At 68.3% G+C, this 25,633-nt stretch carries 23 protein-coding genes; 14 read left to right on the plus strand and 9 right to left on the minus strand.

The genetic code is table 11. The features are described 5' to 3' along the window. Positions 1-16: 16 nt before the first annotated feature. From ABZW96_RS18065 to ABZW96_RS18090, 6 genes are all read left to right on the plus strand, one after another. Positions 17-514, plus strand: a complete 498-nt coding sequence (locus ABZW96_RS18065; protein WP_355075913.1) for a single-stranded DNA-binding protein — start codon at positions 17-19, stop codon at positions 512-514. Between the two features lie 80 nt (positions 515-594). After that, positions 595-2,271: an energy-dependent translational throttle protein EttA gene (ettA, locus tag ABZW96_RS18070; protein ID WP_039796561.1), complete on the plus strand. Its 1,677-nt coding sequence runs from the start codon at positions 595-597 to the stop codon at positions 2,269-2,271. Positions 2,272-2,842: 571 nt separating this feature from the next. Further along, complete coding sequence (locus ABZW96_RS18075; RefSeq protein ID WP_355075915.1) at positions 2,843-2,965, plus strand: hypothetical protein; 123 nt, start codon at positions 2,843-2,845, stop codon at positions 2,963-2,965. 193 nt (positions 2,966-3,158) lie between these two features. Next, positions 3,159-8,096, plus strand: coding sequence for an NAD-glutamate dehydrogenase (locus ABZW96_RS18080; protein WP_355075917.1), 4,938 nt, complete (start codon positions 3,159-3,161; stop codon positions 8,094-8,096). Between the two features lie 8 nt (positions 8,097-8,104). Then, on the plus strand, positions 8,105-8,557 hold the full coding sequence (locus tag ABZW96_RS18085; protein WP_355075992.1) for a thioesterase family protein: 453 nt from the start codon (positions 8,105-8,107) through the stop codon (positions 8,555-8,557). Between the two features lie 46 nt (positions 8,558-8,603). After that, positions 8,604-9,269, plus strand: coding sequence for a hypothetical protein (locus ABZW96_RS18090; protein WP_355075919.1), 666 nt, complete (start codon positions 8,604-8,606; stop codon positions 9,267-9,269). A gap of 551 nt (positions 9,270-9,820) precedes the next feature. Here ABZW96_RS18090 and ABZW96_RS18095 read toward each other — a convergent pair. Both ABZW96_RS18095 and ABZW96_RS18100 read right to left on the minus strand, forming a co-directional pair. Continuing rightward, on the minus strand, positions 9,821-10,129 hold the full coding sequence (locus ABZW96_RS18095) for an AzlD domain-containing protein (protein WP_355075921.1): 309 nt from the start codon (positions 10,127-10,129) through the stop codon (positions 9,821-9,823). Continuing rightward, positions 10,129-10,824, minus strand: coding sequence for an AzlC family ABC transporter permease (locus ABZW96_RS18100; RefSeq protein WP_355075923.1), 696 nt, complete (start codon positions 10,822-10,824; stop codon positions 10,129-10,131). The genes ABZW96_RS18095 and ABZW96_RS18100 overlap by 1 nt, the downstream gene beginning before the upstream one ends. Positions 10,825-11,015: 191 nt before the next feature. On the opposite strand from ABZW96_RS18100, the gene ABZW96_RS18105 reads away from it, so the two are divergent. Further along, complete coding sequence (locus ABZW96_RS18105) at positions 11,016-11,582, plus strand: XRE family transcriptional regulator (protein WP_355075925.1); 567 nt, start codon at positions 11,016-11,018, stop codon at positions 11,580-11,582. A 4-nt stretch (positions 11,583-11,586) separates the two neighbouring features. Here the strand turns inward: ABZW96_RS18105 and ABZW96_RS18110 are convergent, their stop codons facing one another. Further along, entirely contained in the window at positions 11,587-12,291 is a 705-nt protein-coding gene (locus tag ABZW96_RS18110) for an HNH endonuclease (protein ID WP_355075927.1), read from the minus strand. A 243-nt stretch (positions 12,292-12,534) separates the two neighbouring features. On the opposite strand from ABZW96_RS18110, the gene ABZW96_RS18115 reads away from it, so the two are divergent. From ABZW96_RS18115 to ABZW96_RS18130, 4 genes are all read left to right on the plus strand, one after another. Next, on the plus strand, positions 12,535-12,939 hold the full coding sequence (locus tag ABZW96_RS18115) for a globin (RefSeq protein WP_195043276.1): 405 nt from the start codon (positions 12,535-12,537) through the stop codon (positions 12,937-12,939). 247 nt (positions 12,940-13,186) lie between these two features. After that, positions 13,187-14,761: an alpha-amylase family glycosyl hydrolase gene (locus ABZW96_RS18120; protein ID WP_355075994.1), complete on the plus strand. Its 1,575-nt coding sequence runs from the start codon at positions 13,187-13,189 to the stop codon at positions 14,759-14,761. Positions 14,762-14,865: 104 nt separating this feature from the next. Next, a complete protein-coding gene (locus tag ABZW96_RS18125; protein ID WP_355075930.1) occupies positions 14,866-15,144 on the plus strand; it encodes a hypothetical protein in 279 nt (92 codons plus the stop codon). Further along, on the plus strand, positions 15,131-15,595 hold the full coding sequence (locus ABZW96_RS18130; RefSeq protein WP_355075932.1) for a DUF5130 domain-containing protein: 465 nt from the start codon (positions 15,131-15,133) through the stop codon (positions 15,593-15,595). The genes ABZW96_RS18125 and ABZW96_RS18130 overlap by 14 nt, the downstream gene beginning before the upstream one ends. 177 nt (positions 15,596-15,772) lie before the next feature. Here the strand turns inward: ABZW96_RS18130 and pepN are convergent, their stop codons facing one another. Further along, positions 15,773-18,355, minus strand: a complete 2,583-nt coding sequence (gene pepN, locus ABZW96_RS18135; protein ID WP_355075934.1) for an aminopeptidase N — start codon at positions 18,353-18,355, stop codon at positions 15,773-15,775. A 216-nt stretch (positions 18,356-18,571) separates the two neighbouring features. On the opposite strand from pepN, the gene ABZW96_RS18140 reads away from it, so the two are divergent. Further along, complete coding sequence (locus ABZW96_RS18140) at positions 18,572-19,408, plus strand: phosphoribosylaminoimidazolesuccinocarboxamide synthase (RefSeq protein ID WP_355075936.1); 837 nt, start codon at positions 18,572-18,574, stop codon at positions 19,406-19,408. A gap of 3 nt (positions 19,409-19,411) precedes the next feature. On the opposite strand, the gene ABZW96_RS18145 is transcribed toward ABZW96_RS18140, so the two are convergent. The 4 genes from ABZW96_RS18145 to ABZW96_RS18160 form a co-directional block, all read right to left on the minus strand. After that, positions 19,412-19,888, minus strand: coding sequence for an NUDIX domain-containing protein (locus ABZW96_RS18145; protein WP_355075938.1), 477 nt, complete (start codon positions 19,886-19,888; stop codon positions 19,412-19,414). Positions 19,889-19,986: 98 nt separating this feature from the next. Then, positions 19,987-21,252, minus strand: a complete 1,266-nt coding sequence (locus tag ABZW96_RS18150) for a DUF6596 domain-containing protein (protein WP_355075940.1) — start codon at positions 21,250-21,252, stop codon at positions 19,987-19,989. Next, positions 21,249-21,650 carry a YciI family protein gene (locus tag ABZW96_RS18155; RefSeq protein ID WP_355075942.1) on the minus strand — a complete coding sequence of 134 codons (402 nt, stop codon included), beginning with the start codon at positions 21,648-21,650 and terminating at the stop codon, positions 21,249-21,251. Before ABZW96_RS18155 ends, ABZW96_RS18150 begins: the two co-directional genes overlap by 4 nt. A 106-nt stretch (positions 21,651-21,756) precedes the next feature. Then, positions 21,757-22,992 carry an FAD-dependent oxidoreductase gene (locus ABZW96_RS18160; protein WP_355075944.1) on the minus strand — a complete coding sequence of 412 codons (1,236 nt, stop codon included), beginning with the start codon at positions 22,990-22,992 and terminating at the stop codon, positions 21,757-21,759. Positions 22,993-23,171: 179 nt separating this feature from the next. On the opposite strand from ABZW96_RS18160, the gene ABZW96_RS18165 reads away from it, so the two are divergent. Further along, a complete protein-coding gene (locus ABZW96_RS18165; RefSeq protein ID WP_355075946.1) occupies positions 23,172-23,813 on the plus strand; it encodes a disulfide bond formation protein DsbA in 642 nt (213 codons plus the stop codon). Between the two features lie 40 nt (positions 23,814-23,853). Here ABZW96_RS18165 and ABZW96_RS18170 read toward each other — a convergent pair whose 3' ends face one another. Then, positions 23,854-24,717: a M48 family metallopeptidase gene (locus ABZW96_RS18170; protein ID WP_355075996.1), complete on the minus strand. Its 864-nt coding sequence runs from the start codon at positions 24,715-24,717 to the stop codon at positions 23,854-23,856. Between the two features lie 421 nt (positions 24,718-25,138). Between ABZW96_RS18170 and ABZW96_RS18175 the strand changes: the two genes are divergently transcribed. Further along, on the plus strand, positions 25,139-25,612 hold the full coding sequence (locus ABZW96_RS18175) for a ribose-5-phosphate isomerase (RefSeq protein ID WP_355075948.1): 474 nt from the start codon (positions 25,139-25,141) through the stop codon (positions 25,610-25,612). The last annotated feature ends 21 nt before the right edge of the window (positions 25,613-25,633 follow it).

A 25,633-nucleotide genomic window follows, 5' to 3' on the forward strand; every position in this document is an offset into this window, starting at 1 on the left:
GTGAAGGGGCGTAGCTATGTACGAGGCGAATGCGACCGTGATCGGAACGATCGCCACCCATCCGGTCAAGCGTGATCTGACCAATGGCGAGCAGGTGGTCACCTTCCGGTTGGCCAGCAATTCCCGCCGATTGGACCAGACGTCGGGGCAATGGGTGGACAACGGCACCCTCTATCTCACCGTCAGCTGCTGGCGCAGGCTGGTGGCAGGTGTCGACGCGTCACTGCGGCGCGGCGATCCGATCATCGCCTACGGCCAGCTGCGCTCCCACGAGTACCGGAGCAAGGACGGTGTGGAGCGACGGGACCTGGAGATGCGCGCCACCGCGGTCGGACCGGACCTGTCCCGCTGTGTCGCGCACTTGACGCGGCTGTCCGACCTGCCGCCACGGAATACTTCCGCGATCGCGAGCGCTGAAGGTCAGGTGCCGGTGGGCGACGCGCCGGGGGAGAATATCGTTGCCGCCGATTCGGCACCGCCGCGCGGCAACGCGCCCGAGCCGGTCGACGCTTGATCGCATGGCCGGTTTTCGTCCCGGCGGCAGGGTAGCTCTGCTTCGTCCCCTCATCTCTCGCACCGATAGGCTTCACACTTATGGCTGAGTTCATCTACCAAATGAAGAAGGTTCGCAAGGCGCACGGCGACAAAGTCGTGCTCGACGATGTCACCTTGAACTTCCTTCCCGGCGCCAAGATCGGCGTCGTCGGCCCGAACGGCGCGGGTAAATCCAGCGTGCTGAAGATCATGGCCGGACTGGACCAGCCGAACAACGGTGACGCGTTCCTCGCTGCCGGCGCCACCGTCGGGATCCTCCAGCAGGAGCCGCCGCTCAACGAGGAGAAGACCGTCCGCGGCAACGTCGAGGAGGGCATGGGCGAGATCAAGGTGAAGCTGGATCGCTTCAACGAGATCGCCGAGCTGATGGCCACCGACTACTCCGACGAGCTCATGGAGGAGATGGGCAAGCTGCAGGAGGACCTGGATCACGCCGACGCGTGGGACCTGGACTCCCAGCTCGAGCAGGCAATGGACGCGCTGCGCTGCCCGCCGCCGGACGAGCCGGTCACCAACCTCTCCGGTGGTGAGCGCCGCCGCGTGGCGCTGTGCAAGTTGCTGCTGAGCAAGCCCGACCTGCTGCTGCTCGACGAGCCGACCAACCACCTGGACGCCGAGAGCGTGAACTGGCTCGAACAGCACCTGGCGCAGTACCAGGGCGCCGTGCTCGCGGTCACCCACGACCGGTACTTCCTGGACAACGTCGCCCAGTGGATTCTGGAGCTGGACCGCGGCCGCGCCTACCCGTACGAGGGCAACTACTCCACCTACCTCGAGAAGAAGGCCGAGCGGCTCGAGGTCCAGGGCAAGAAGGACCAGAAGCTGCAGAAGCGGCTCAAGGAAGAGCTCGCCTGGGTCCGTTCCGGCGCCAAGGCCAGGCAGGCCAAGAACAAGGCTCGCCTCGGCCGGTACGAGGAGATGGCGGCCGAGGCCGAGAAGATGCGGAAGCTCGACTTCGAGGAGATCCAGATTCCCGCGGGCCCGCGCTTGGGCAACGTGGTGGTCGAGGTCGAGCACTTGGACAAGGGCTTCGGCGACCGTCAGCTGATCAAGGACCTGTCGTTCACCCTGCCGCGTAACGGCATCGTCGGCGTGATCGGGCCCAACGGCGTCGGTAAGACCACGCTCTTCAAGACCATCGTCGGGCTCGAGTCGCCGGACAGCGGCGAGGTGAAGGTCGGCGAGACGGTCAAGCTGAGCTACGTCGACCAGAATCGCGCGGGCATCGACCCCAAGAAGACGGTTTGGCAGGTCGTCTCCGACGGCCTCGACTACATCGAGGTCGGCCAGCAGGAGATGCCGTCGCGCGCCTACGTGAGCGCGTTCGGCTTCAAGGGCCCCGACCAGCAGAAGCCCGCAGGCGTTCTGTCCGGCGGTGAACGCAACCGGCTGAACCTGGCGATGACGCTCAAACAGGGCGGCAACCTGATCCTGCTGGACGAGCCGACCAACGACCTCGACGTCGAGACCCTCGGCTCGCTGGAGAACGCGCTGGAGAAGTTCCCCGGCTGCGCCGTGGTCATCTCGCACGACCGCTGGTTCCTGGACCGCACCTGCACCCACATCCTCGCGTGGGAGGGCGACTCCGACAACGAGGCCAAGTGGTTCTGGTTCGAGGGCAACTTCGAAGCGTACGAAGCCAACAAGGTCGAGCGGCTCGGCCCGGAAGCGGCCCGCCCGCACCGGGTTACGCACCGCAAACTCACCCGCGGCTGAGTTCGTCGGCGTAGGCGGGTGCACGGTGCGGCCGCACCCGCCCTACGTGCCGCACTGCCTGGATGCTGTGGCCGGGCGAGGTCGACAACGCCGCGAAAGCCCGGATTTCGGCGGACCCCACGGTTCGACTTCGGGCGGCGCAGGACCTCGCCTGTGGAGGGCCCCGGTCGGCGGTGGTTGCTGGGGGCCATAGGGGGCAAGGCAGGGACGTCGGACGCATATGTTCCCGGGGTGGGTCACTCGGATGCAGTTCGCCCCGCGCAGCGTAAACCTTGTTGGGCCTGGCCGGTGAGCGGGGAAGGGCTCCGACTGTTCGGTATACGTCCGGGGCACCTTCACCGCCGCTGGATCTGGTGTCGGCGAGGTTTCTCCTTGCCAGGGTGCCCGCCTGCCTGCTATGAGCGAGTGAGCGCTGCCTGGCGTTTGCTGGTGTGCCATGCGGGGGCGGTTGAGCCGGAGTTCGGGTCGAGAGCGGGGGCGACGGCCGCGGTGGGGTGGCGCGAAAAGTCTTTCCGGGGAACGCGGAACAGGAGTGACACCTACCCGCGCGTAGCTCGCTAGGGTGGGAGTCGTGAATGCGCAGGCGCAGTTCGAGCAATCGGTGGCTTCGACCGCCGACGCGGTGGTCGAGCTGACCCGAGGTACCGGTGCGGCGCCGCTGCCGCCACGGATACGACCTGTCGCGCTCACCTGACGTTCGCGGGTCCGACTTCTGTGCTGTGCCCGAGGTTGTCGCGTGTGATCTCGGCACACGAGCGGCGAACTCCGCCGTCGTGGTGAACCACCGGATGTGAAAAGGGAATTCACCCACGCGTCATCGGCGCACAGTTACTCTCGGACCGGCGTCACTTTGTTACGGAACCGATATCCGAGGGAGTTGGCGAAAAATGACCGTCTCGTCCGAATTGTCCAGCGCGGCGTGGGCCGCGGGTTTGCCGCAGTCACTGCGCGGCGAACTCGCGACGCTCGAGGAGGCGTACTTCCGCCACGTCGACGCGGGCGATGTGGACTGTGCGATCACCGGCATCACCCAGATCTTCCGAAGGCACTTGGAGTTGGCGGTGACGCGCCGCCCCGGTCGCGCACTGGTGCGGGTGTACCACCCGGACGACGGCTCCGGAATCGGTGCGGCGGTGCAGATCGTCACCGATGACATGGCGCTGCTGGTCGAGTCGATCAGCTCGTCGCTGAGCCGGATCGGCGCCAGCGTCAGCGAGATCATCCACCCGATCTTCGAGGTCGAGCGGGACGAGGAGGGGCGGCTGACGCACGCCGCCGCGCACGAGGTGGACGGCACCGGCGGGGCGGGACTGCGGGAGTCCTGGATGCACGTGCAATTGCACCCGTCGACCAGTGCGGCGCTGCTGGCCAAGATCGAATCCGCGGTGCCGGACGTGGTGGACGACGTGCGTCAGGTGATCGGCGACACCGAGGCCATCGAAGACGTGCAGAGCAGACTGGCCGACGATCTCGAATCGGCCGCGCAATCCGGGTCCGCGCTGTTCCAGCCGACCGAACTGACCGACACCGCTCACTTGCTGCGTTGGCTGGCCGGGGGGAACTTCACCCTGCTCGGCTACGCGCGCTACCGACTGAGCACCGACCAGGGCCGCGAGATGTCCACCGTCGTGCCCGACACCTGCCTCGGCGTGCTGCGGCCCGACGTGGGCACCGACTTCCACGTGCCGGTCAACGGCGGTGACCGTCCGCTGCTCACGCTGACCCAGGGGCTGGTCCCCGCCACCGTGCATCGTGCGGTGTATCCCTATTTCGTCGGTGTGGCCGATTTCGACGCCGACGGAACCATCGTCGGTGAACACCTGTTCATCGGCGTCTTCACCGTCACCGCCGTGCACGAGAACGTTCTGGACATCCCGGTGATCGAACGCCGGGTCCGTTCGGCGATCGAGGAGAGCGGATTCGACCTGGACTCGTTCTCCGGTCAGGCCATGCTCGAGGTCATCCAGTCCTTCCCGCGCACCGAGCTGTTCTCCGCCGACAGCGAGACGCTGCGCCGCACCGCCACCGCCGTGCTGAGCGTCAGCCTGCGGCGCCAGGTGCGCCTGTTCCTGCGCGCGGACACCTATGGTCGCTATGTCGCCTGCCTGGTCTACCTGCCGCGGGACCGGTACACCACCAGCGCTCGGCTCGAGATGCAGGAGATCCTGGTCCGCGAACTGGGTGGCGTGTCCATCGACTACTCCGCGCGGGTGGGCGAAAGCGAGTTGGCGCGAGTGTATTTCACCGTGCGCATGCCGGAGGCCGAACTCGGTGTCCCGCGCCGCACGCCGCCCGGCGCCGATACCTCCGAGCCCACCAGGCTGCGCTTGCAGAACATGCTCGCCGAGGCCAGCCGCACCTGGGAGGACCGGCTGAACGACGAGGTGAGCACGTCGACGGTGCTGGATCCCGCGGTGGTGCAGCGATACGCGGAGGCCTTCCCCGAGGGTTACAAACAGGATTTCGCCGCGGCCCGCGCGCTGAGGGACATCGTGCGCCTGGAACATTTGCGAGACGGCGTCATCGATCAATATCTGTACCGGAAGCCGGATTCGGCGCCGGGCTCGTGGCGTTTCACGCTCTACGTCGGTGGTAGCGGCATCTCCTTGAGCCAGGTGCTTCCGCTGTTGCAGAGCCTCGGTGTGGAGGTGGTCGACGAGCGGCCGTACCAGATCGCGCTGGAGGCGGCGGCGGACGGCACCGGCGGTGAGCGGTGGATCTACGACTTCGGCCTGCTGGCCCGCCCGGAGCTGCTGCGCAGTTCGCTCGATCGCGATCTGGACGCCGAACTGCTCGAGTCCTCCAAACGCGCCGACGTGCTGGAGGCGGAGGTGCGCGGGCTGCGGGAACGGTTCGTGGAAGCCTTCGCGGCCATGTGGTACGGCCGCGCGGAGGCGGACGGGATGAACGAGCTCGTGCTGCGTGCCCGGTTGCCGTGGCGGGCCGTGTCGATCCTGCGCACCTACGCGAAGTACTTGCAGCAGGCCAATTTTCCGTACAGCCAGGCCAACATCTGCCGTGTGCTGCTCACCTATCCGGATATCGCGCGCCTGTTCGTCGACCTGTTCGCGGCGCGCTTCGACCCCGACACCGTCTCCGCCGAGCACGCCGCGGAACTGGAGACCCAGGTGCGCGGGCGGATCGACGAGGTGGTCAGCCTGGACGCGGACCGCATCCTGCGCGCGATCCTCGGCCTGGTCAAAGCGACGCTGCGGACGAACTTCTACGTGACCGACGCGGAAGGCAAACCGCGCGACTTCGTGTCGGTGAAGGTCGAGCCACGGGAGATCGCCGAATTGCCCAGGCCGAAGCCGCAGTTCGAGATCTTCGTGTACTCGCCGCGGGTGGAAGGCGTGCACCTGCGCTTCGGGCCGGTGGCCCGTGGTGGTTTGCGGTGGTCGGACCGTTTGGAGGATTTCCGTACGGAGATCTTGGGCCTGGTGAAGGCGCAGGCGGTGAAGAACGCGGTCATCGTGCCGGTCGGCGCCAAGGGCGGTTTCGTGGTGAAGCAACCACCCGCGGCCACCGGTGATCCGGTCGCGGACCGGCAGGCGCTGGGCGCCGAGGGTGTGGCTTGCTATCGCACGTTCATCTCGGGCCTGCTGGATGTCACCGACAACGTGGATCGCGCGAGCGGGGAGGTGCTTCCGCCCGCTCGGGTGGTGCGGCGTGACGGTGACGATACCTATCTGGTCGTTGCGGCCGATAAGGGCACCGCGACGTTCTCCGATATCGCCAACGACGTGGCCCAAAGTTATGGCTTTTGGTTGGGTGATGCGTTCGCTTCGGGTGGTTCGGCGGGTTATGACCACAAGGCGATGGGCATCACGGCCAAGGGTGCGTGGGAAAGCGTCAAGCGGCATTTCCGTGAGATGGAGATCGACACTCAGACCCAGGACTTCACGGTGGTCGGTGTGGGTGACATGAGTGGTGATGTGTTCGGCAACGGCATGTTGTTGTCCGAGCACATTCGTCTGGTGGCCGCTTTCGACCACCGCCACATCTTCCTCGACCCGATTCCCGACGCGGCGCGGTCGTACCGGGAGCGGCAGCGGTTGTTCGCGTTGCCGAGGTCGTCGTGGGCGGATTACGACACGTCGCTGATCAGCCCCGGTGGCGGTGTGTGGGATCGCACCGTGAAGGCCGTGCCGATCAGCCCGCAGGCCAGGGCGGCTCTCGGCCTGGGCGACGACGTCGTATCGCTGTCGCCGCCGGATCTGGTTCGCGCGATCCTGCTCGCTCCGGTGGATTTGTTGTGGAACGGCGGTATCGGCACCTACATCAAGGCGAGCACCGAGACCAACGCCGAGGTGGGCGACAAGTCCAACGACGCGGTCCGGGTCAACGGGGATCAGTTGCGAGTCAAGGTGATCGGCGAGGGCGGCAATCTCGGCGCCACGGCCCTCGGCCGCATCGAGTTCAACCGCAACGGCGGCAAGATCAACACCGACGCGCTGGACAACTCGGCGGGCGTGGATTGCTCCGACCACGAGGTCAACATCAAGATCCTGCTCGACGCCGTGGTCTCCGGCGGTCAGCTGCCGCCGGACGAGCGCAACCCGCTACTGGCCTCCATGACCGACGAGGTCGCCCAGATGGTCCTGCAGGACAATGTGGCGCAGAACTTCCTCATGGGCATCTCGCGCACCGAGGCGCCGCAGATGCTCAGCGTGCAGACGCGGCTCATCGAGGAACTCGAACAGCGTCGCGGCCTGGACCGCGAACTCGAGGCCCTGCCCTCGGACCAGGAGATGAAGCACAGGCTGGAGGAGAACGCCGGACTGGCCTCGCCCGAGCTGGCCAATCTCATGGCGCACGTGAAGCTCTCGCTCAAGGCCGATCTGCTCGATTCCGACCTGCCCGACAGTCAATACTTCGCCGCGCGGCTGCCGGAGTACTTCCCCACGCCGCTGCGCGACCGGTTCGGAGCGGCGATCAAACGCCACCGGCTGCGCCGGGAGATCGTCACCACCATGATCGTCAACGAGATGGTGGACTACGGCGGCATCACCTACGCGCACCGGTTGAACGAAGAGGTCGGCGCCACCACCACCGACGCGGTGCGCGCCTTCGCCGCGGCGAGCGGAATCTTCGACCTGGACGAACGATGGGCGCGAATCCGCGCCTGTGACGCGCCGACCCCGGTGCGCGACCTGCTCGAACTGGAGACGAAGCGGACCCTCGACCGGGCATCCCGGTGGCTGCTGAGCAATCGCCCGCAGCCGATCGCGGTGGGCTCCGAGATCAGCCGGTACCGGGCCGACGTGCGGGAACTCGCCCCCAAGGTGCCGGGATGGCTGCGCGGGCACCACGTGTTCTCGCTCACCGACCGGTCCGCCGAGTTGATCGCTCGCGGTGCGCCGACCGACCTCGCCACCGAGGTGTTCGGTCTGCTCCACCTCTTCCCGCTGCTGGACATCGTGGACATCGCCGACATCACCGACCGGGACGGAGACGAGGTCGGGTCGCTGTACTACGCGCTCAACGACCACCTCAAGATCGACTGGCTGCTGCAGGCGGTCAGCCACCTCGAACGCGGCGACCGCTGGCACGCGCTGGCGCGGCTCGCGCTGCGCGACGACATGTACGGGTCGCTGCGCTCGCTCACGCTCGACGTGCTCTCCGGCGGCGACCCCGAGGAGACGGCGGACGAGAAGATTGCATACTGGGAGTCGAAGAATCAGTCCCGCCTCGGCAGAGCCAGGGCGGCGCTGTCGGAATTGTTCGAGTCCGGAACCCACGATCTCGCCACGTTGTCGGTTGCAGCGCGGCAAGTGCGGAGCATGGTGAGCGGGGTGGGCGCTCAATCGGAGGTACCACGTTGACGAGTTCGGTGAGCGGCAGCGGGAAGGCCGCGGGCAGCCTGGTGCTGCCCAAGCGGTTCCACGCCAAGGTGGATGTCAGGTGGTCGGACATGGACGTGTTCCAGCACGTCAACCATGCCCGGATGGTGACGCTGCTGGAAGAGGCGCGCATTCCGTGGCTGTTCGAGGACGGCCGCCCGACCGCACCGCTGCGTGAGGGGTGCGTCCTCGCCGATCTGCGTGTCCGCTATCGCGGTCAATTGCGGCATGAGGATACGCCGCTGGACATCGCCATGTGGATCGAGCAGCTGCGCGCGGTCGACTTCACCATCGGCTACGAGGTGCGGGCGGCGGGCGCGCTGCCCGACTCGCCCGCAGCCGTGGTGGCGTCCACGCAGATCGCGGCGTTCGACATGCGGGCGCAGCGGTTGCGCAGGCTCACCGACGCCGAGCGTGATTACCTGTCCGAATGGATGGACTGAGCGACCGCGTCGGTGGCGGCGGAGTGCTGACGGCGGAGCGGCCGTGATGGCGGAACAACGAGTGTTGCATGTGCCCGATCCGGCGGAGCGGGAGAATCTCGCGACGTTTCTGACCAGGGCCGTGCGGCTGGACCCCGGGGCGGTGGTGCGCCTGCGCCGCCGCGGGGAGAAATACGTCTCGGCCTGGGTGGCGACGGGTTTCGAAGCGCTGGCGATGCGCACCGTGGTCGCCGAACTCGGCGTCGACGACGTGACGGTCGGCGCCGACCTCGTGCTGGCCGGTTCGGCCGGTGGCAGTCCGATCGACCTCGGATATTCGATGGACTCCGCATGGCGCGGCGCGCTGCCACCCGTCGACGGTTTCGCACACGTCGACGACGTGCCCGCACGCACCCTGGTCGAGCTCGCCGAGCAGGGTGCGCAGCTGGCGAAGGAACACGGCAGCGGCCACGGCCCGCCCGCCTCGTTGCTGGATCAGGCGGTGCTGACCGTGTCCGGCGCGGGTACCCGGGTGCAGGTGCCGATGCGTGTCGTCTTCGCGCTCACGGCGATGGATTTCATCCCGCACTCGGGGGAGAAGGCCGACCCTCGCCGTATCCCAGCCGCCGAGATCGTCCGTGTCCGCGCGACCAGAACCTGGCTGCGACTCGACGCTCGCTACGGCTCGGTCGCGCGTCGGCTCGGCGGTGGAATTCCTCTGCTACCGCGTTGATCGCGTCGTTCGATGGTCGTCGCCGGGTGCGGCGCACCATCCGCGCCGGAGGGCGGTCAGCCGGGGATCGTCGCTACCGATCATCATTCGGGATGAGGTCGCGGGGCTCGGCCGCTCCGCTGCCTCCCCACGAAGCGCTGGTGCGTTCATTCCTGCTCGCCCGCGATCCGCGGTGGGCGGCCGACCTCTCGACGGAGGACAAGGCCCTACAGCCGCGTCGGACCGATTCCCGCAGTGAAAACTGCCTTTCGGTCGGTTTGAAGGAACTGGTGCCGAGCGCATGTCGCTCCGGCCGCGGCGGTGCGAGGCCGTCCGAACGCGCGCTGTATCGCTCCGTCGCGTGAGTCGCCGGGTGACCATCACGGCCTAGCGGGGGTCGGCATCGAAAATACGCACATCTCTAGTTCTTTCGCTGCCGCTGGATCGGTGCCAATGCGGGCCGCGGACTGTAAACCCGAGTAGCACAGGAGCGCTCGGATGCGATCGATGGGACAGGCGGCGCCGTCGGCAGGAGGGGACGGCGCCGCCTCCTGCTGCGGGCACGGTGCCGCTCAAGAGACGCCGATGTAGCGGAGGACTGCCGTCGTCGCGGCTGCGGCGAGAATGACCAGCAGAATGGGGCGTCGGAACCATGCGACCAGTCCACCCGCGAAAACGCCTGCGGGCACCGCGAATCCGAGGTCTGCGGTGCCCAGCGGCAAGGTGGTGACGGCCACGAGTGCGGTGAGCAATACGACGGCGCCGATCTCCAGCAGCCACACCACACGTTCGGGAAGGCGCACTCGGTCGCGGAGTGCGGGGCCGGCCCAGCGGAACGCGTAGGTGCCCGCGGCGAGAGCGACGACTCCGGCTGCCAGCATCACGCCGCTCCCCGCGCGGTCGCTGGTAGAGGCTTTTGCCGCGCCGCGACCAGCACCCCGGACAGGGCGAGCAGCACCGGCAGCCCCGTGGGCAGGAACGGAGCGCTGACCAGGGCGATCGCGGTGCCGACACCCACCGCGGCGAGGGTGGTCCGGTCACGCAGCGCGGGCAACACCAGCGCTAGCAGGACCGCGGGGAACACCGCATCGAGTCCGAGCGCCGAGGTGTCGGTGACCACCGATCCGATCAGCGCTCCGACGGCGGCGCCGCCGGGCCAGGCGAGCAGCACCCCAGCGCCGGTGATCCAGTAGGCCGCCCGTCTGCGTGGCGCGTCGGGCTGCGCGATGGTCATCGCGACGGACTCGTCGTTCATCAGATGAACGCCGAGCGAGCGGCGCCAGCCCGTGCCGACCGCGTCGGGAACCGACAGCCCGTACGGAACATGCCGCGCGTTCACCAGCAGTCCTGCCAGCACGGCCGCGATCGGGTTGCCGCCGGCGGCAACGATCCCGAGAAACAGGAACTCCGAGCTTCCGGCCAGCACCACGCACCCGAGCAGCACCGGCAGCCAGACCGGAAAGCCCGCCGCAACCGCGGTCGCCCCGTAGGAAATCCCGATCACACCGACGGCGAGGCACACCGCCCCGATCCCTAGCAGCGCATTCCGATCGAGTGTTCGCCATATCGAACGCATGTAGTTTATAGTGAACATGCCGCCGCACTTCGTCAATATGGTTTCCCGGCGAGAGCTCCGAAGGACACGCGCTGTGAACATGTCCGCACCGCAACCACCCAGCACTCCAGCGCAACCACAACACCACGACCCCACGGCATAATCGCGGCACACGCGGTGCCGAAGGCGCTGCAAAACAAGCAGAGGTGGGAATGACGCAGCAGGACGCGACGACAACACCACAGGCGGTGATCGCCGCCGCGCTGCGCCGCGAGCGCGCCAGGGCCGGACTCTCGCTGAGCGAGGTCGCCGGCCGGGCGGGTATCGCGAAATCCACTCTGTCGCAATTGGAATCGGGAACCGGGAATCCGAGCCTGGAGACCTTGTGGGCGTTGTGCGTCGCCCTGGACATGCCGTTCTCCCGATTGCTCGACCCGCCGCGCCCGAACGTGCACGTCATTCGCGCCGGTGAGGGGCCGGTGGTGGCGGCCGAGCAGTCGGAGTACCGGGCGACGCTGCTGGCGGCCGGGCCGGCCAATTCCCGCCGCGACCTGTTCCGCATCACCGCGGAACCGGGGCGTGCGCGGCGATCGGATCCGCATAGCGTCGGTGTGGTCGAGCACGTCCTGCTCGCCGAAGGGCGCGCGCTGGTCGGCCCCGTCGACGCGCCCGTCGAACTACACCCGGGCGACTACATCGCGTACCCGGGTGACCAACCGCACGTGTTCGAGGCACTGGCGTCGCCGACCTGGGCGACGCTGGTGGTGGAGTACACCTGATCGGTCAGGCGGCGCCTTCGTCGAGATACTGCAACCACACGGGGTCGAGTTCGGCGGTAGTGGACAGCAGGCGCCAGTGCGGGCCCTTCGGGGAGACCAGTGGGGCACGCAGCGTCCAGCCCAGCTCGCTGAGCAGTTTGTCGGCTTTGCGATGGTTGCACGGCGCGCAGCTGGCGACGCAGTTCTCCCAGGAATGCTCCCCACCGCGGCTGCGCGGGATGACGTGGTCGATGGTCTCGGCCTTGCCGCCGCAGTAGCCGCAGCGGTAGCGATCCCGGTGCATGAGCGCGGCGCGGGTCATCGGCACCCTGGCGCGATACGGAACGTGCACGTAGGTGCGCAGGCGGATCACCGAGGGAATGGCCACCGACGTATCGGCGGAGTGCACTACCGGCCCTTCGTCGTTGTGGTGAACGGCGTCGGCCTTGTCGCAGATGAGGAGGACGATCGCGCGGCGCGCGGACAATGCGGTGAGCGGCTCGTAGGTGGCGTTCAACAGCAACACCCTGGTCTTGAGCCAATTCGTGCCCTCGGCGGGCGGGGCGGTCGGGCGGGGTCCGTGGTCGTGATGGCCACGATGTCCACCCGGATATCGTTCGGACAAGATGTGCAGCGGAGTAGCCCCCGACCCACAATTGTGGACGTCGGCGGGCTGGAGTTGTCGGTGCGCTCGCGCCTCATGTGATCGGGCGCCGTGCCGCTGCTTCATCTCGACCTCGATTTCATGATTGGCAGGATCATGTGGTATCTGCAAAGCAGAGACTGTCCCCCAGTTGACCATGGAATGTCGGGCATTGCACGGTGATTTTCAACAATGTCCGGTTAACTGTGGCTGAAGTGCCATTCCGGCGCGATGTTCCGGTTGCCGATCGGCGGCGCAAGGGCGGTACGGCGGCGGTGCCCGGGCGCGGGCACAATGGACAGCGGCGCATCCGGTGAAGCGAGAGGGTCTATGACTTCGGGCGAGCAAACGGCGACGTCGTTCTACGAGGCGGTCGGTGGGGCGGAGACGTTCCGGCGGCTCGTCGCGACGTTCTATCGCGAGGTGGCCGCCGATGAGGTGCTGCGCCCGCTGTATCCGGAGGAGGATCTCGGTCCGGCGGAGCGTCGTTTGCGGATGTTCCTGGAGCAGTATTGGGGCGGTCCGCGCACTTACTCCGACGAGCGCGGCCATCCCCGCTTGCGCATGCGGCACATGCCGTTCACCATCGGACCGATCGAGCGGGACGCGTGGCTGCGGTGCATGCGTATCGCGGTCGCCGAGATCGAGCCGGAAACGCTCGACGACGAGCACCGTAAGGCGCTGCTCGACTACCTGGAAATGGCTGCCAACTCGTTGGTGAACGCCCCGTTCTGACCGCGGCGCAGCACCGCGGCGCTGGTGTGTTTTCTACCGCGTTGTGGTGGCGAAACATTCGCTGGTGAACCGCAGGTGGCGTGACGGTTGCGTGCGAGAGGCGGAGCGGAGCAGCCTTTTTCGCCTGTGCGGGTGGCAGTGCTGGGTATTTGCCCGCTATTCGAAACTGTGTGCCGGGAGAAGGCTTTCGCCTCGAAACTTTGGCACTATTGCGGATGTGAGTGATGCACCAGCCTTAACGGCGCCGGTGGATCGCACCACGCAGTCGTGGTGGCGGTCGGCCGTGTTCTACCAGGTTTATCCGAGATCTTTCGCGGACTCGAGCGGAGACGGGGTCGGTGATCTCGGGGGAGTCCGGGACAAACTGGGCTACCTCGAACTGCTCGGCGTCGACGCGCTGTGGATCTGTCCCGTGATGCGTTCGCCGATGGCCGATGGTGGCTACGACGTTGCCGATCCCCGCGACATCGATCAGCTCTTCGGCGGTCTCGCCGCGATGGACGCGCTGATCGCCGAGGCGCATGCCCGCCGGATCAAGGTCACCATGGACCTGGTGCCCAATCACACCAGCGACCAGCATCCGTGGTTCCGCGCGGCGCTGGCGGCGGCTCCCGGCAGCCCGGAGCGCGATCGATACATCTTCCGCGACGGCCGCGGCCCCGGCGGCGCCGAGCCGCCGAACAACTGGCCGAGCATCTTCGGCGGCCCCGCTTGGACCAGGATCACCGAACCCGACGGCACTCCCGGCCAGTGGTACCTGCACATCTTCGCCCGTGAGCAGCCCGACCTGAATTGGGCCGACCCCGAGGTCGCCGCCGATTTCGAGCAGACGCTGCGGTTCTGGCTCGACCGCGGGGTGGACGGATTCCGGATCGACGTCGCACACGGCATGGCCAAACCCGACGGTCTGCCCGACATGCCCGAGCTGTCCGTCTCGGCCCTGCTCGCGCACGACGACAGCGACCCGCGGTTCAACAATCCCGCCGTGCACGACATCCACCGCCGGATCCGCAAGGTGGTCGACGAGTACCCGGACGCGGTCACCATCGGTGAAGTGTGGGTGAACGACAACACCCGCTTCGGCGAGTACGTGCGAGCCGACGAACTGCACCTGGCGTTCAACTTCCGCCTCGCGGAATCGGCGTTCGACGCCGAAGCGGTGCGTGACGCGATCGACAACTCGCTGTCGGCCGTCGCACCGGTCTTCGCCGTGCCCACCTGGACGTTGTCCAACCACGACATCGAGCGCGAGGTCACCCGCTACGGCGGCGGTGCGCTCGGCGTCGCGCGGGCGCGGGCGATGATCCTGCTGGAACTGGCGCTGCCGGGCGCGGTGTTCATCTACAACGGCGCCGAGCTGGGGCTGCCCAACGTCGACGACCTGCCGGACGACGTCTTGCAGGATCCGGTGTGGGAGCGCTCCGGCCACACCCAGCGCGGCCGCGACGGCTGCCGAGTGCCGCTGCCCTGGGAGGGTGCCGCGCCGCCGTACGGGTTCACCACCGGGACACCGTGGCTGCCGATTCCGGGCGACTGGGCGTCGCTGACCGTCGAAGCGCAACTCGAGGAGTTGGGGTCGACTTTGTCGCTGTATCGCCTGGCACTCGAACTGCGCGCGCTGCGGCCGGAGTTCGCCGGGGATCGGATCGAGTGGTACGGCAGCCCGGCGGGTTGTCTCGCCTTCCGCAGGCCGGGGGGACTGGTCTGCGTGCTCAACGCCTCGGACGCGCCCATTCAGCTACCGCCGGGAGACGTGCTGCTGGCCAGCGCACCGACCGACGGAGGTCAGCTGGCGCCGAACGCGACCGCCTGGTTGGTCTGAGGCGCGTCGGAAAGTCCCAGCTCGGAGCCGATGCAATCGACACGGAGGGCGATCCGGCTCGACCGGACGGAGAACTACTACAGAGGATCGTCTACCTTTGATCCGTGAGCATTCTCGAGACAGTGCTGATCTTCGCCGGCATACCGCTGGTGATCTACGGCATCATCGCCGGATTGTCGTTCCTCGGTAAGCCGCTGCCTGGCGAGAAGCCGGTCCACTTCGCCCTCGGCCAGAAGTGGACCGCGTCGCCGGTGCTGTGGAGTGCCACCGAAGAGGTGATCGGCTCGGGTCACCATTTCGCGGAAACGCCGCATGAGCAGCATGCGGCCATCGAGTCCACCGCGGTGGAGCTGATCGGAGGACGGGCAAGTGGCAGGTTCTAAGTGGCCCGCGGTGGTCGAAGCCGATTTGCCGCACGGATACGCGATCACCAGCAGCGGACGCGTCTCCGGCGTGCACGAGGCAGGCGATGTGTTCAAGGAGGCGCCGTTCAACGACGTGGAGCGGCTCACCATGGACAACGTGCTCACCGAGGCGACCCGCGCGACGAAGGTGCGCTTCAACGTCTACATCGGCGATCTGGGCGAGGACCCGGCCGCGTCCGCGGACGCGATCTTCCCTGGCACGCCCGAGGCGGCGCACTCGGTGCTCATCGCCGTCTCGCCCAACGAGAAGGCGATCGAGGTGCGCTCGGGCCGGGCGGTCGCCGACCGTGCGAACGATCGCGTCTGCCAGCTCGGCGTCACCGCCGCGCTGAGCTCGTTCCGGCAGGGCCAGTTGATCGACGGCGTGGTCTCGGCCGTCCGCGTGATGGCCGCCGCCATCGGCAGGTAGCTGTTTCACCTGCAGCGACTGCGGCGCTGGTGTTCGCGGCCCTCTTGTGGCTCCGAACGGTAAATGCGCGGTCTCGCTTCGCTCGTAAGACGTGGTGTGGCCGCTGCGGTTGCGCACCGCGATAGCTGCCGTAAGTCCGGCGCGTCCACCCGACCAGGGTGGACGCGCCGGTTTCGTCTACGGCTGTGCGTCGAAGGCGCGGGCCCGCAGCGAGCGTTCGATCCCCGCCTTGCCCTCGCTGACCAGCCGGCGCAGCGCCGGGGGATGATCGCCGGCCAGGAACTTGTCGGCGACGGCCACCGCGTCCTCGCTGATCGCCCAGTGCGGGTAGAGGCCGACCACCACGGTCTGGGCGACCTCGCTGGAACGACGCTCCCAGACGCCGGGCACCTCGGCGAAATACCGCTCCACGTAGGAGGCGAGCAGCTCACCCTGCCCGGCGGGCGCGAAGCCACCGACGATCGAGCGGGCGGTGATGTTGGGTACCGAATCGTCGCCCATCACCGTCGCCCACGCCTGCTCCTTCACCTCGGCGATCGGACGCGCCGTCGCTGCGGCGGCCGCCTGCCGCTTGCCGGCGGCCGTGGGGTCGTTGGCCAGCTCCTCATCGATGACCGGAGTGTGCAGCCCCTCGGCGTCGATCTCGCCCGCCGCCGCGAGCGCCGACACGATCCGCCAGCGCAGGTCGGTATCGACCACCAGGCCGGGCAATCCGACCTTCGCCGGGTCGCCGTCGCGCAGCTCGCTCAGCACCTCGGTGTGCCAGGCCGACAACTTCGCGCCGGTCAGCGCGTTGACGAAGGCCAGCTGGTGGTCGGAGCCGGGTTCGGCTTCGCGCGCCAGCTCCAGCAGCCTGTTCGCGTATTCCGGCCAGCCGGTGGTCGCGGCCCATTCCGGCTCCGCGTAGCTGCCCAGCGCGGTGTTGGCCTGCATCAACAGCCGTTGCACCACACCGATCTCGCTCTCGGCGCCGACTCCACGCTCGACCAGCGCGACGAAATCACGGGCGCGGAACTCGGCCTGGCGCGTCATCTCCCAGGCCGCCGACCAGGCGAGCGTGCGCGGCAGCGGCTCCGCGATGTCGGCGATGCGGTTGACCAGCACATCGAGCGAACCGGCGTCGAGGCGGATCGAGCAGTAGGTGAGGTCGTCGTCGTTGACCAGCACGAACTGGCCGCGCGGCACGCCGGCCAGCTCGGGTACCTGGGTGCGTTCTGCGGCGTCGAGGTCGAGCTCGACGCGCTTGGTGCGCACCAGTTTTCCGTCCTGGTCGTCGTAGACGCCGACCGCGAGACGGTGCACGCGCCGCTCGCCCGCGCCCGGCTGTGCCCCCTCCTGCACGACCGCGAACGAGGTGAACCTGCCCTCGGCGTCCACCTCGAAGTCGGGGCGCAGGATGTTCAATCCGGTGGTCTTGAGCCACTGCGCACCCCAGGTGGACAGGTCGCGGCCGGACGACTTCTCCAGCGCCGACAGCAGATCGTCGAAGGTGGCGTTGCCGTAGGCGTGGTCGGCGAAGTACGCGCGCAGGCCCGCCAGGAACGGCTCCAGCCCGACATACGCGACGAGCTGCTTGAGGACGCTGGCGCCCTTGGCGTAGGTGATGCCGTCGAAGTTGACCTCGACCGCGGCGAGATCGGGGATGTCCGCGGCGATCGGATGGGTGGAGGGCAGCTGGTCCTGCCGGTAGGCCCAGGACTTCTCCACGTTCGCGAAGGTGGTCCAGGCGTTGGTGTACTCGGTGGCCTCGGACTGGCACAGCACCGACGCGAACGTGGCGAACGACTCGTTCAACCACAGGTCGTCCCACCATTTCATGGTGACCAGGTCGCCGAACCACATGTGCGCCATCTCGTGCAGCACGGTCTCGGCGCGGCGCTCGTAGGACGCCCGGGTGACCTTGGACCGGAAGACGTAGTCCTCCAGGAAGGTCACCGCGCCCGCGTTCTCCATCGCGCCCGCGTTGAATTCGGGGACGAACAGCTGGTCGTACTTGCCGAACGCGTACGGCACGCCGAAGTTGCGGTGGTAGAAGCCGAAACCCTGCTTGGTCTCGGTGAACAGTCGCTCGGCGTCCATGTGCTCGGCGAGCGAGGCGCGGCAGTAGATGCCGAGGGGGATATCGCCGTGGTCGTCGGTGTAGACGTCGGTCCACTGCGCGTACGGGCCCGCGATGAGCGCGACCAGGTAGGTGCTCATCTTCGGGGTGGTGCGGAAGACGTGCTTGCCCGGCTCCGCCACGAGCGTCTGCACCACGGCCGCGTTGGAGACGACCTGCCAGTCCTCCGGTGCGGTGACGGCGATGTCGAAGGTGGCTTTCAGATCCGGCTGATCGAAGCAGGCGAACATCCGCTTGGCGTCGGCGGTTTCGAACTGCGAGTACAGGTACACGGCGTCGTCGGCGGGGTCGACGAACCGGTGCAGACCCTCGCCGGTGTGCGAGTACTCGCAGTCGGCCTCGACCACCAGCTCGTTGTGCTCGGCCAGGTCGGTCAGCGTGATCCCGGTCGACTCGTCGTAACCGGAGACGTCCAGCGCGGTCCCGTTGAGCACCGCCGAGCGCACGCCGCGCGCCACGATGTCGACGAATGTGCTCGCGCCGGGTGTCGCGCCGAAGGTCACGGTGCTGCGGGAGAAGAAGGTCTGCTCGCCCGGTTTGCCCGCGCCGTCGGTCAGATCCAGCTCGACGCGGTAGTTCTCGACCGACACCGTCGCGGCGCGTTCGATCGCCTGGTCGCGAGTGAGGTTGGGTGCGGACATAAGGCTCCTTCGTGGTCGAAGAACTGGCACGGGCAAAACCCACAATGCCACCTCGGGGTGGCAGGCCGCGCGGGACTTTCCCGATCGACCCTAATGTTCGCGGCACTTACGCACCGGTCCGCTGTGTGCGGCGGACGGCGCGGCGGCGGTGCTCGGGGGCGGCGGTATTGTGCCTGGTACAGCGCAGGTTCACCCCAGGGATTCGGAGGCTCGACGTTGAAGCATGTGCACGCCGGGAAGGTGCGTGACCTGTACGAGGACGGCGACACGCTGGTGCTGGTCGCGTCCGACCGGGTTTCGGTGTACGACGTGGTGCTGCCGACGCCGATCCCGGACAAGGGCGCCCTGCTCACGCAGTTGTCCAACTGGTGGTTCGAGTACTTCACCGATGTGCCCAACCATGTGGTCTCGGCCACCGACGTGCCCGCCGAGTTCGCCGGTCGCGGCATTCGGGTGAAGCCGCTGAAGATGGTGCAGGTGGAATGCATCGCGCGCGGTTACCTGACCGGGTCCGGGCTGGTGGAATACCGGCAGACGGGCTCGGTGTGCGGGATCGCGCTGCCGCCCGGTCTGCGCGAGGGCGACAAACTGCCGGAGCCGATCTTCACACCGACCACCAAGGCGTCCGAGGGGCACGACGAGGCGATCACCTTCGCGGACGTGGTGAACCAGGAGGGACGCGAGGTCGCCGAGCGGCTGCGCGAACTCACCTTGCACATCTACGCCAGGGGCGCCGCGCACGCCGCCGAACGCGGTGTCATCGTCGCGGACACCAAGGTCGAATTCGGCTGGGACGGCGATGTGCTCACTCTCGGCGACGAAGTGCTCACCTCCGATTCGTCGCGTTTCTGGCCCGCCGACGAGTGGGAGCCGGGCCGCGCGCAACGCTCGTTCGACAAGCAGTTCGTCCGCGACTGGTCCACCTCCACGGGCTGGAACAAGGAGGCGCCCGGCCCGGAGATCCCGGCCGATGTCGTCGCGGCGACCCGCCAGAAGTACGTGGAGGCCTACGAACTCATCACCGGCCGGACCTGGGCGGGCGTGCCGCGATAGCGGTCAGTCCGCGAGCAGCTCGGTCAGCCGGTTCAGGCAGGGCCGCTGCCCCGCGACGAGCTTGTCTCGCGCGGTGGGTGCGTCGAACCAGTCCGCGCGGTCGATCTCGGGGAACTCCGCGAGGCGGCCGGAGCGCGGCGGCCATTCGAGCTGGAAGGTTCCCGGTACCACGGCGGCGGGATCGAGGTCGCCTTCGACGGCCCAGACGGTGAGCACCTTCTTGCCGCTGCTGTAACGCACCTCGCCCAACGGCAGCCACGTGCCGTCCGGGACCGGCAGCCCGAGTTCCTCGGCGAACTCCCGGTTCGCCGCGACCTCGGCGGCCTCCGTCTCCGGCTCGTACTCGCCCTTCGGAATCGACCACGCGCCCAGGTCTTTTCGCGCCCAGAACGGCCCGCCCATGTGTCCGAGCAATACTTCGACGGCGCCGTCGGGGTTCCGGCGGAAGAGAAGGACTCCCGCACTGTGTTTGCCTGCCACACCGGGTAGTCTGCCCGGTCGCGATCGGACGAGTGCCCCGCATGCTGGTGCCCGGCGCGCCGCACAGCAGCTCCCACCACAGCCATTCGGACATCCACTCAGCCCGTGCGGTCCGCCCGCGCTTCGTGGCGCAGCTGTGCCGCACGGATGGTCAGATAGTCGCGCTCGGGGACGCTCGTCGTGCGGGCGGCGGCCTTGGTGTAGCAGGCGATGGCCGCGTCGATCGCACCGGCCATCTCGTGCAGATGGCCGCGCACGGCGTCGAGCCGGTGGGTACCCGATAGGTGTTCGTCGAGGGTCTCGGCCAGTGCGAGACCGGCTCCGGGCCCCGCCACCATCGCGGTCGCCACCGCCCGGTTCAGCGTCACCATCGGATTGTCCGAGAGCCGTTCGAGCCGGTCGTACAGCGCGAGGATCTTGGTCCACTCGGTGTCCTCGGCACGCGGAGCCTGCGCGTGCAGGACCGCGATGGCCGCCTGGATCTGATAGGGCCCGCGCAAGCCGCCGGAGAGCGTGCCGGTGACCAAGGTCGTCCCTTCGGTGATCAGCGCCCGATCCCACAGCGCGCGATCCTGTTCGGCCAGCGGGACGAGTTCGCCGTGCGCGCCGGTGCGTGCGGCCCGGCGGGCGTCGGTGAGCAGCATCAACGCGAGCAACCCGGTGACCTCGTTGTCGCCGGGCAGCAGCCGGTGCACCGCCCTGGTGAGCCGGATCGCCTCATCGGACAGGTCCGTTCGCTGCAACGTGTGCCCTGAACCGCTGGTATGACCTTCGTTGAAGATGAGGTACAACACGTGCAGTACCGCGCCCAGCCGCTCGCGCCACCGCTGATCCCCCGGCTGCGCGAAGGGCCGCTCGACGGTGGCCAGCTTCTTCTTCGCTCGTGTGATCCGTTGCGCCATGGTCGCTTCCGGTAACAGGAAGGCGCGGGCGATCTGTTCGGTGCCGAGTCCGCCCACCGCGCGCAGCGTCAGCGCGATGGCGGCGGCGGGCGTCAGCGCCGGGTGGCAGCAGAGGAACAGCATGGTCAGCGTGTCGTCGTGGTCCACGGGGACGGCGTCGGGCACCTCGCGGTCGAAAGCCGTGGTCTCCCTGCGCCGCCGGGCCACCTCCGCGCGCACGGCGTCGGCCATGCGGCGCTGCGCGACCTGGATCAGCCAAGCCCGCGGATTGTCCGGCAGGCCCTCCATCGGCCACTGGGTCGCGGCCGCGAGCAGCGCTTCCTGCAGCGCGTCCTCTGCGGTGTCGAAATCACCGAAGCGGCGGACGAGCGTTCCGAGGACCTGCGGCGCCAGTGCGCGCAGCAGGTCCTCGGTGCTCGCCGGGAGCGGTGTGTCGTCGGGCACCGCACTCCGGTCGCTCATTGCTCGGTGGCGGGGGCGCCCATCACCGCGCGAACTTCGATGTACTCGCCGATCGGTTTGCCGCCGGGGCCGGGGGCGGCGGAGGCCTGCGCCGCGATCTCGTAGGCCCGCTCGGGGCTGTCCACGTCGACGATCCAGTACCCCGCCAAGAACTCTTTGGTCTCCGGGAAAGGCCCGTCCGTGACCACCGGCGCCGACCGGCCGTCCGAACTGACGATCCGCGCCTCCTCCGGCCCGGCCAATCCCTGCGCGTCCACCAACTCGCCCGCCTCGGCCAGTTGCGCACCCAGCGCGCGCTGGAAGTCTATGTGCGCCTGGATCTCTTCCGGGGACCATTCGTTGATCGGTGTGTCGCAGTACTTGGTGGGTGCGTAGGTCTTCAGCAGCATGTATTTCATGGTCGATTTCCTCTCCGGCGTTCGGTCGCTGGGAGCGCTCCGGTGGCGCCCGCGAGGAGGTCGGAGCACGTCGCGTGCGTTCGACACATCGCTGCAGTGATCCACATCACAGCTCGGCCGAGGTGTCGGCCAGCCGATCCGGATCGACCGGTTCGCCCGCCAGGATCAGTTCCTTGATCCGGTCGGTCACGTCCCAGACGTTCACGTTCATCCCGGCGAGCACGCGGTTGTTCCCGTCCAGCCAGAACGCCACGAACTCGCGTGCCGCCGTGTCGCCGCGCACGACGACCCTGGCATGTTCGCCCGGCGCGGCGTACCCGGTGTACTCCATGCCCAGGTCGTACTGGTCGGTGAAGAAATAGGGCAGCCGGTCGTAGGAAGCCTGCTTGCCGAGCATGGTCGCGGCGGCGACCGCGGGTTGGTTGAGCGCGTTGGCCCAGTGCTCCACCCGGACCCGCCTGCCGAGCACAGGGTGCTGCTGGGCGGCGATGTCACCGACCGCGACGATGTCCGGATCGCTGGTGGCCAGGCGTTCGTCGACCAGCACGCCGTCGTCCACGGCGAGACCGGCGTCGGCGGCCAGCTCCACGTTCGGGCGCGCGCCGACGGCGACCAGCACCGCGTCGGCTTCGATCGTGCTGCCGTCGGCGAGCCGGACGCCGTTGGCGACCGCGGTCGCGATCGCGTCCTCGGTGGTGATCGCCTCGACCTGCGCGCCGAACCGGAAGTCGACGCCGTTGGCCCGGTGCAGATCGGCGAACACCTCGCCCATCTCCGGTCCGAGCACCGCGAGCAGCGGCAGGTCGGCGCGTTCGACGATGGTCACCTCGACGCCCGCCGCCCTGGCCGCGGCGGCGACCTCCAGGCCGATCCAGCCGGCGCCGATGATGACGAGCCGCCGCGTCGCGCTGCCGAACAGCTCGATCAACGTGTCGGAGTCCTCGATGGTGCGCAGCGTGTACACGTTGGGCGCGTCGGCGCCGGGAACGGGCAGTATCCGCGGCGTGGAGCCGGTGGCGAGCGCGAGCTTGTCGTAGGACAGTGTGGAACCGTCGGGCAGGGTGACCGTCTTGGCCCCGGGGTCCAGCCCGGTGACGGTGGTGCCGAGGCGGATGTCGATGTGGTGGTCGCGATACCACTGCGCGGGATCGACGATGAATTCCGGCAGCGCCTTCTTCCTGAGCAGATGCTCCTTCGACAGCGGCGGCCGGTCGTAGGGCAGGTGCTCCTCGGCGCCGATCAGTGTCACGCTTCCCTCGAAGTCCTTCTCGCGCAGAGCTTCTGCTGTCTTGGCCGCGCCCAGTCCGCCGCCGACTATGACGAAATGCTGGTCAGAACTCATCGCGGACTCCTTCTCCGAAGGGAACCAAGCACCTGCCGGTCAACCCTACTGGCAGCCGTGCGCGCCGCTCGGGAAAACGGATGCCGCGAGTGGGAACGAATCGCGCGCCGACGTGGTTGCTCGGTAGGGCGGCGCAGTGTGCGGCCGCCCGTCCGCTTGCGATCGAGAGGAAGCCGCCCGTGACCGACGAAGCCACCAAGGACGTCGCCGATTTCTGGTTCGACCCGCTGTGCCCGTGGTGTTGGATCACGTCCCGCTGGATCCTCGAGGTCGAGCAGGTGCGCGACATCGAAGCCCGGTTCCACGTGATGAGCCTGTCGGTGCTGAACGAGGGCAGAGATGTGCCGCCGCAGTACAAGGAACTGCTCGACACGGGATGGGGCCCGGTCCGCGTCGCGATCGCCGCGGCGCAGGAGCACGGCGACAAGGTGCTGTCGCCGCTGTACACCGCGATGGGCACGCGCATCCACAACCGGCGGGCCGAGTACGAACGCGAGAGCCGCAAGGAGACCCTCGCCGCGGTGATCGCCGACGCGCTGGCGGAGGTCGGTCTGCCCGCCGAGCTGGCCGCGGCCGCCGAGAGCACCGACTACGACGAGGCGCTGCGTGAGAGCCACCACGCGGGCATGGACAAGGTGGGACCGGACGTCGGCACCCCGACCATCCACATCAACGGGACCGCGTTCTTCGGTCCGGTGCTGTCCCGTATTCCCCGCGGCGAGGAAGCGGGCAAGGTCTGGGACGGCGCGGTGGCACTGGCGTCCTACCCGCACTTCTTCGAGCTGAAGCGCACGCGGACCGAAGATCCGTCGTTCGACTGAGCACCCGCGCCCGGGTGCCGTCGCGCGGCACCCGGCCCGGTCAGAACGCGGACTTCGGCGGGCTCGCGGGCACCTGGCCGTAGGAACTCGCGTACCCGCCCGCGGGCACACCGGCGCCCGCGGGCGGGGCAGGGCGCAGGAACAGCTTCCCGTGCCTGCTGCGATCGCGCAGCGCCCACATCCGCCAGGTGAGCACGGGGTGGCTGGACAGAGCGTTCACCATCCAGACGAAGAAGCCCTTCTCGACGGCCGCCCGGTCGGCCATCTCGTCGAAGCCGACCAGCCGGTTCATGTACTTGCCCGCGGCCAGGGTGCCCATGGCGGCGGACGCGCCGGTGTGCCGATTGCAGAAGCCGTGGTTGTCGGCGGTGTACTCCTGCGCGCGGATCAAGCTGTTGCCGACGACCGGCAGGAACGGCACCAGGAACATGCCCAGCTGCCGCCAGTACGACGTGTGCCCCGCCGCGATGTGACCGACCTCGTGGCCGATGATGAACGCCAGCGCGTCGGGTTCGCGTGCGGCGCCGCCGATCTCGAACAGATCGCTGTAGACCACTACGTAGCGCCGGAATCCGTGCCCGCTGGCGAACGCGTTGATCTGGCCGTTGCCGAGCACCACGTAGGCGTCCGGCACCTTCGACATGCCGAAGCGAGCGGCGGCGTCCACCACCATCTGATAGCCCTCGGGGAACTGGGTCGGCGACATCTTCACGCCGTTCACCCGCTGGCCCGCGTAGTTGATGCCGCGACCGAACCACAGCAGCAGCGGGGCGGCCGCGAACGCGAGGACGTACTGGTCGAAGTTCCCGGTGGCGAGCAGCACCAGCGCGATCAGATACGCGAACACGGTGAACACCACCACGACGACGAGCATCGGTATCTCCCAGCTGTGCCGTGCGGGCATGCCGAACGGCGACAGACCGCGGGGCTGCCGCTGCGGCGGAGCTCCGGGGGGCACCGGGGCGCCGGGGTAGGAGCCATAGGGCGCCGGATACGCAGCCGGGGGCGCGGACGGATAGGAGCCCGAGGTGTACTGCTGGCCGTACGACGCGGCAGGCGTGCTCCGATCCGAGACCCACCCGCCCTGCTGGGCGTACGGGTCGGCCTGTCGGCCCGCCTGGTCGGACGGCTGGGGTTCGAACGGCTGCATGGAATGAACTCTATTCAGTTGCCGGGAACGGGGTCGGCGCGTCGGCCGTGTCATCGGGCACTGTGGCCGCGAACACAACTGGCGCATCAGTCGATTCGCGCGGGCCCGCCGCGGTGTTAATCGCGGGGCAAGCCCTCTCGCCGCCGCGCGGCGGCCACCTGACACAATGCCTGCCATGCGCGTTTACCTGGGTGCCGACCATGCCGGTTTCGAACTGAAGAATCACGTCAAGGCCCATCTGGAGCAGGCGGGCCACGAGGTCGTCGACTGCGGCGCGCTCGAGTACGACGCGCTGGACGACTACCCCGCCTTCTGCATCGAGGCGGCCCGCCGGACCGTCGCCGACCCCGGCAGCCTCGGCCTGGTGTTCGGCGGCAGTGGCAACGGCGAACAGATCGCCGCGAACAAGGTGCCCGGCGCCCGGTGCGCGCTGGCCTGGAGCGTGGAGACCGCGAAGCTGGCACGCGAGCACAACAACGCGCAGCTGATCGGCATCGGCGGCCGCATGCACTCGACCGAGGAGGCGCTGGCCATCGTGGACGCGTTCGTCTCCACCCCCTGGTCGGGCGAGGAGCGCCACCAGCGGCGCATCGACATCCTGGCCGAGTACGAGAAGACCGGAATCGCCCCGGCGGTTCCCGCGTACTGAGCGCACGGAGGTCGTAACCGG

Source organism: Nocardia sp. NPDC004168 (assembly GCF_040610355.1).
In the GTDB taxonomy this organism is placed as follows: domain Bacteria; phylum Actinomycetota; class Actinomycetes; order Mycobacteriales; family Mycobacteriaceae; genus Nocardia; species Nocardia sichangensis.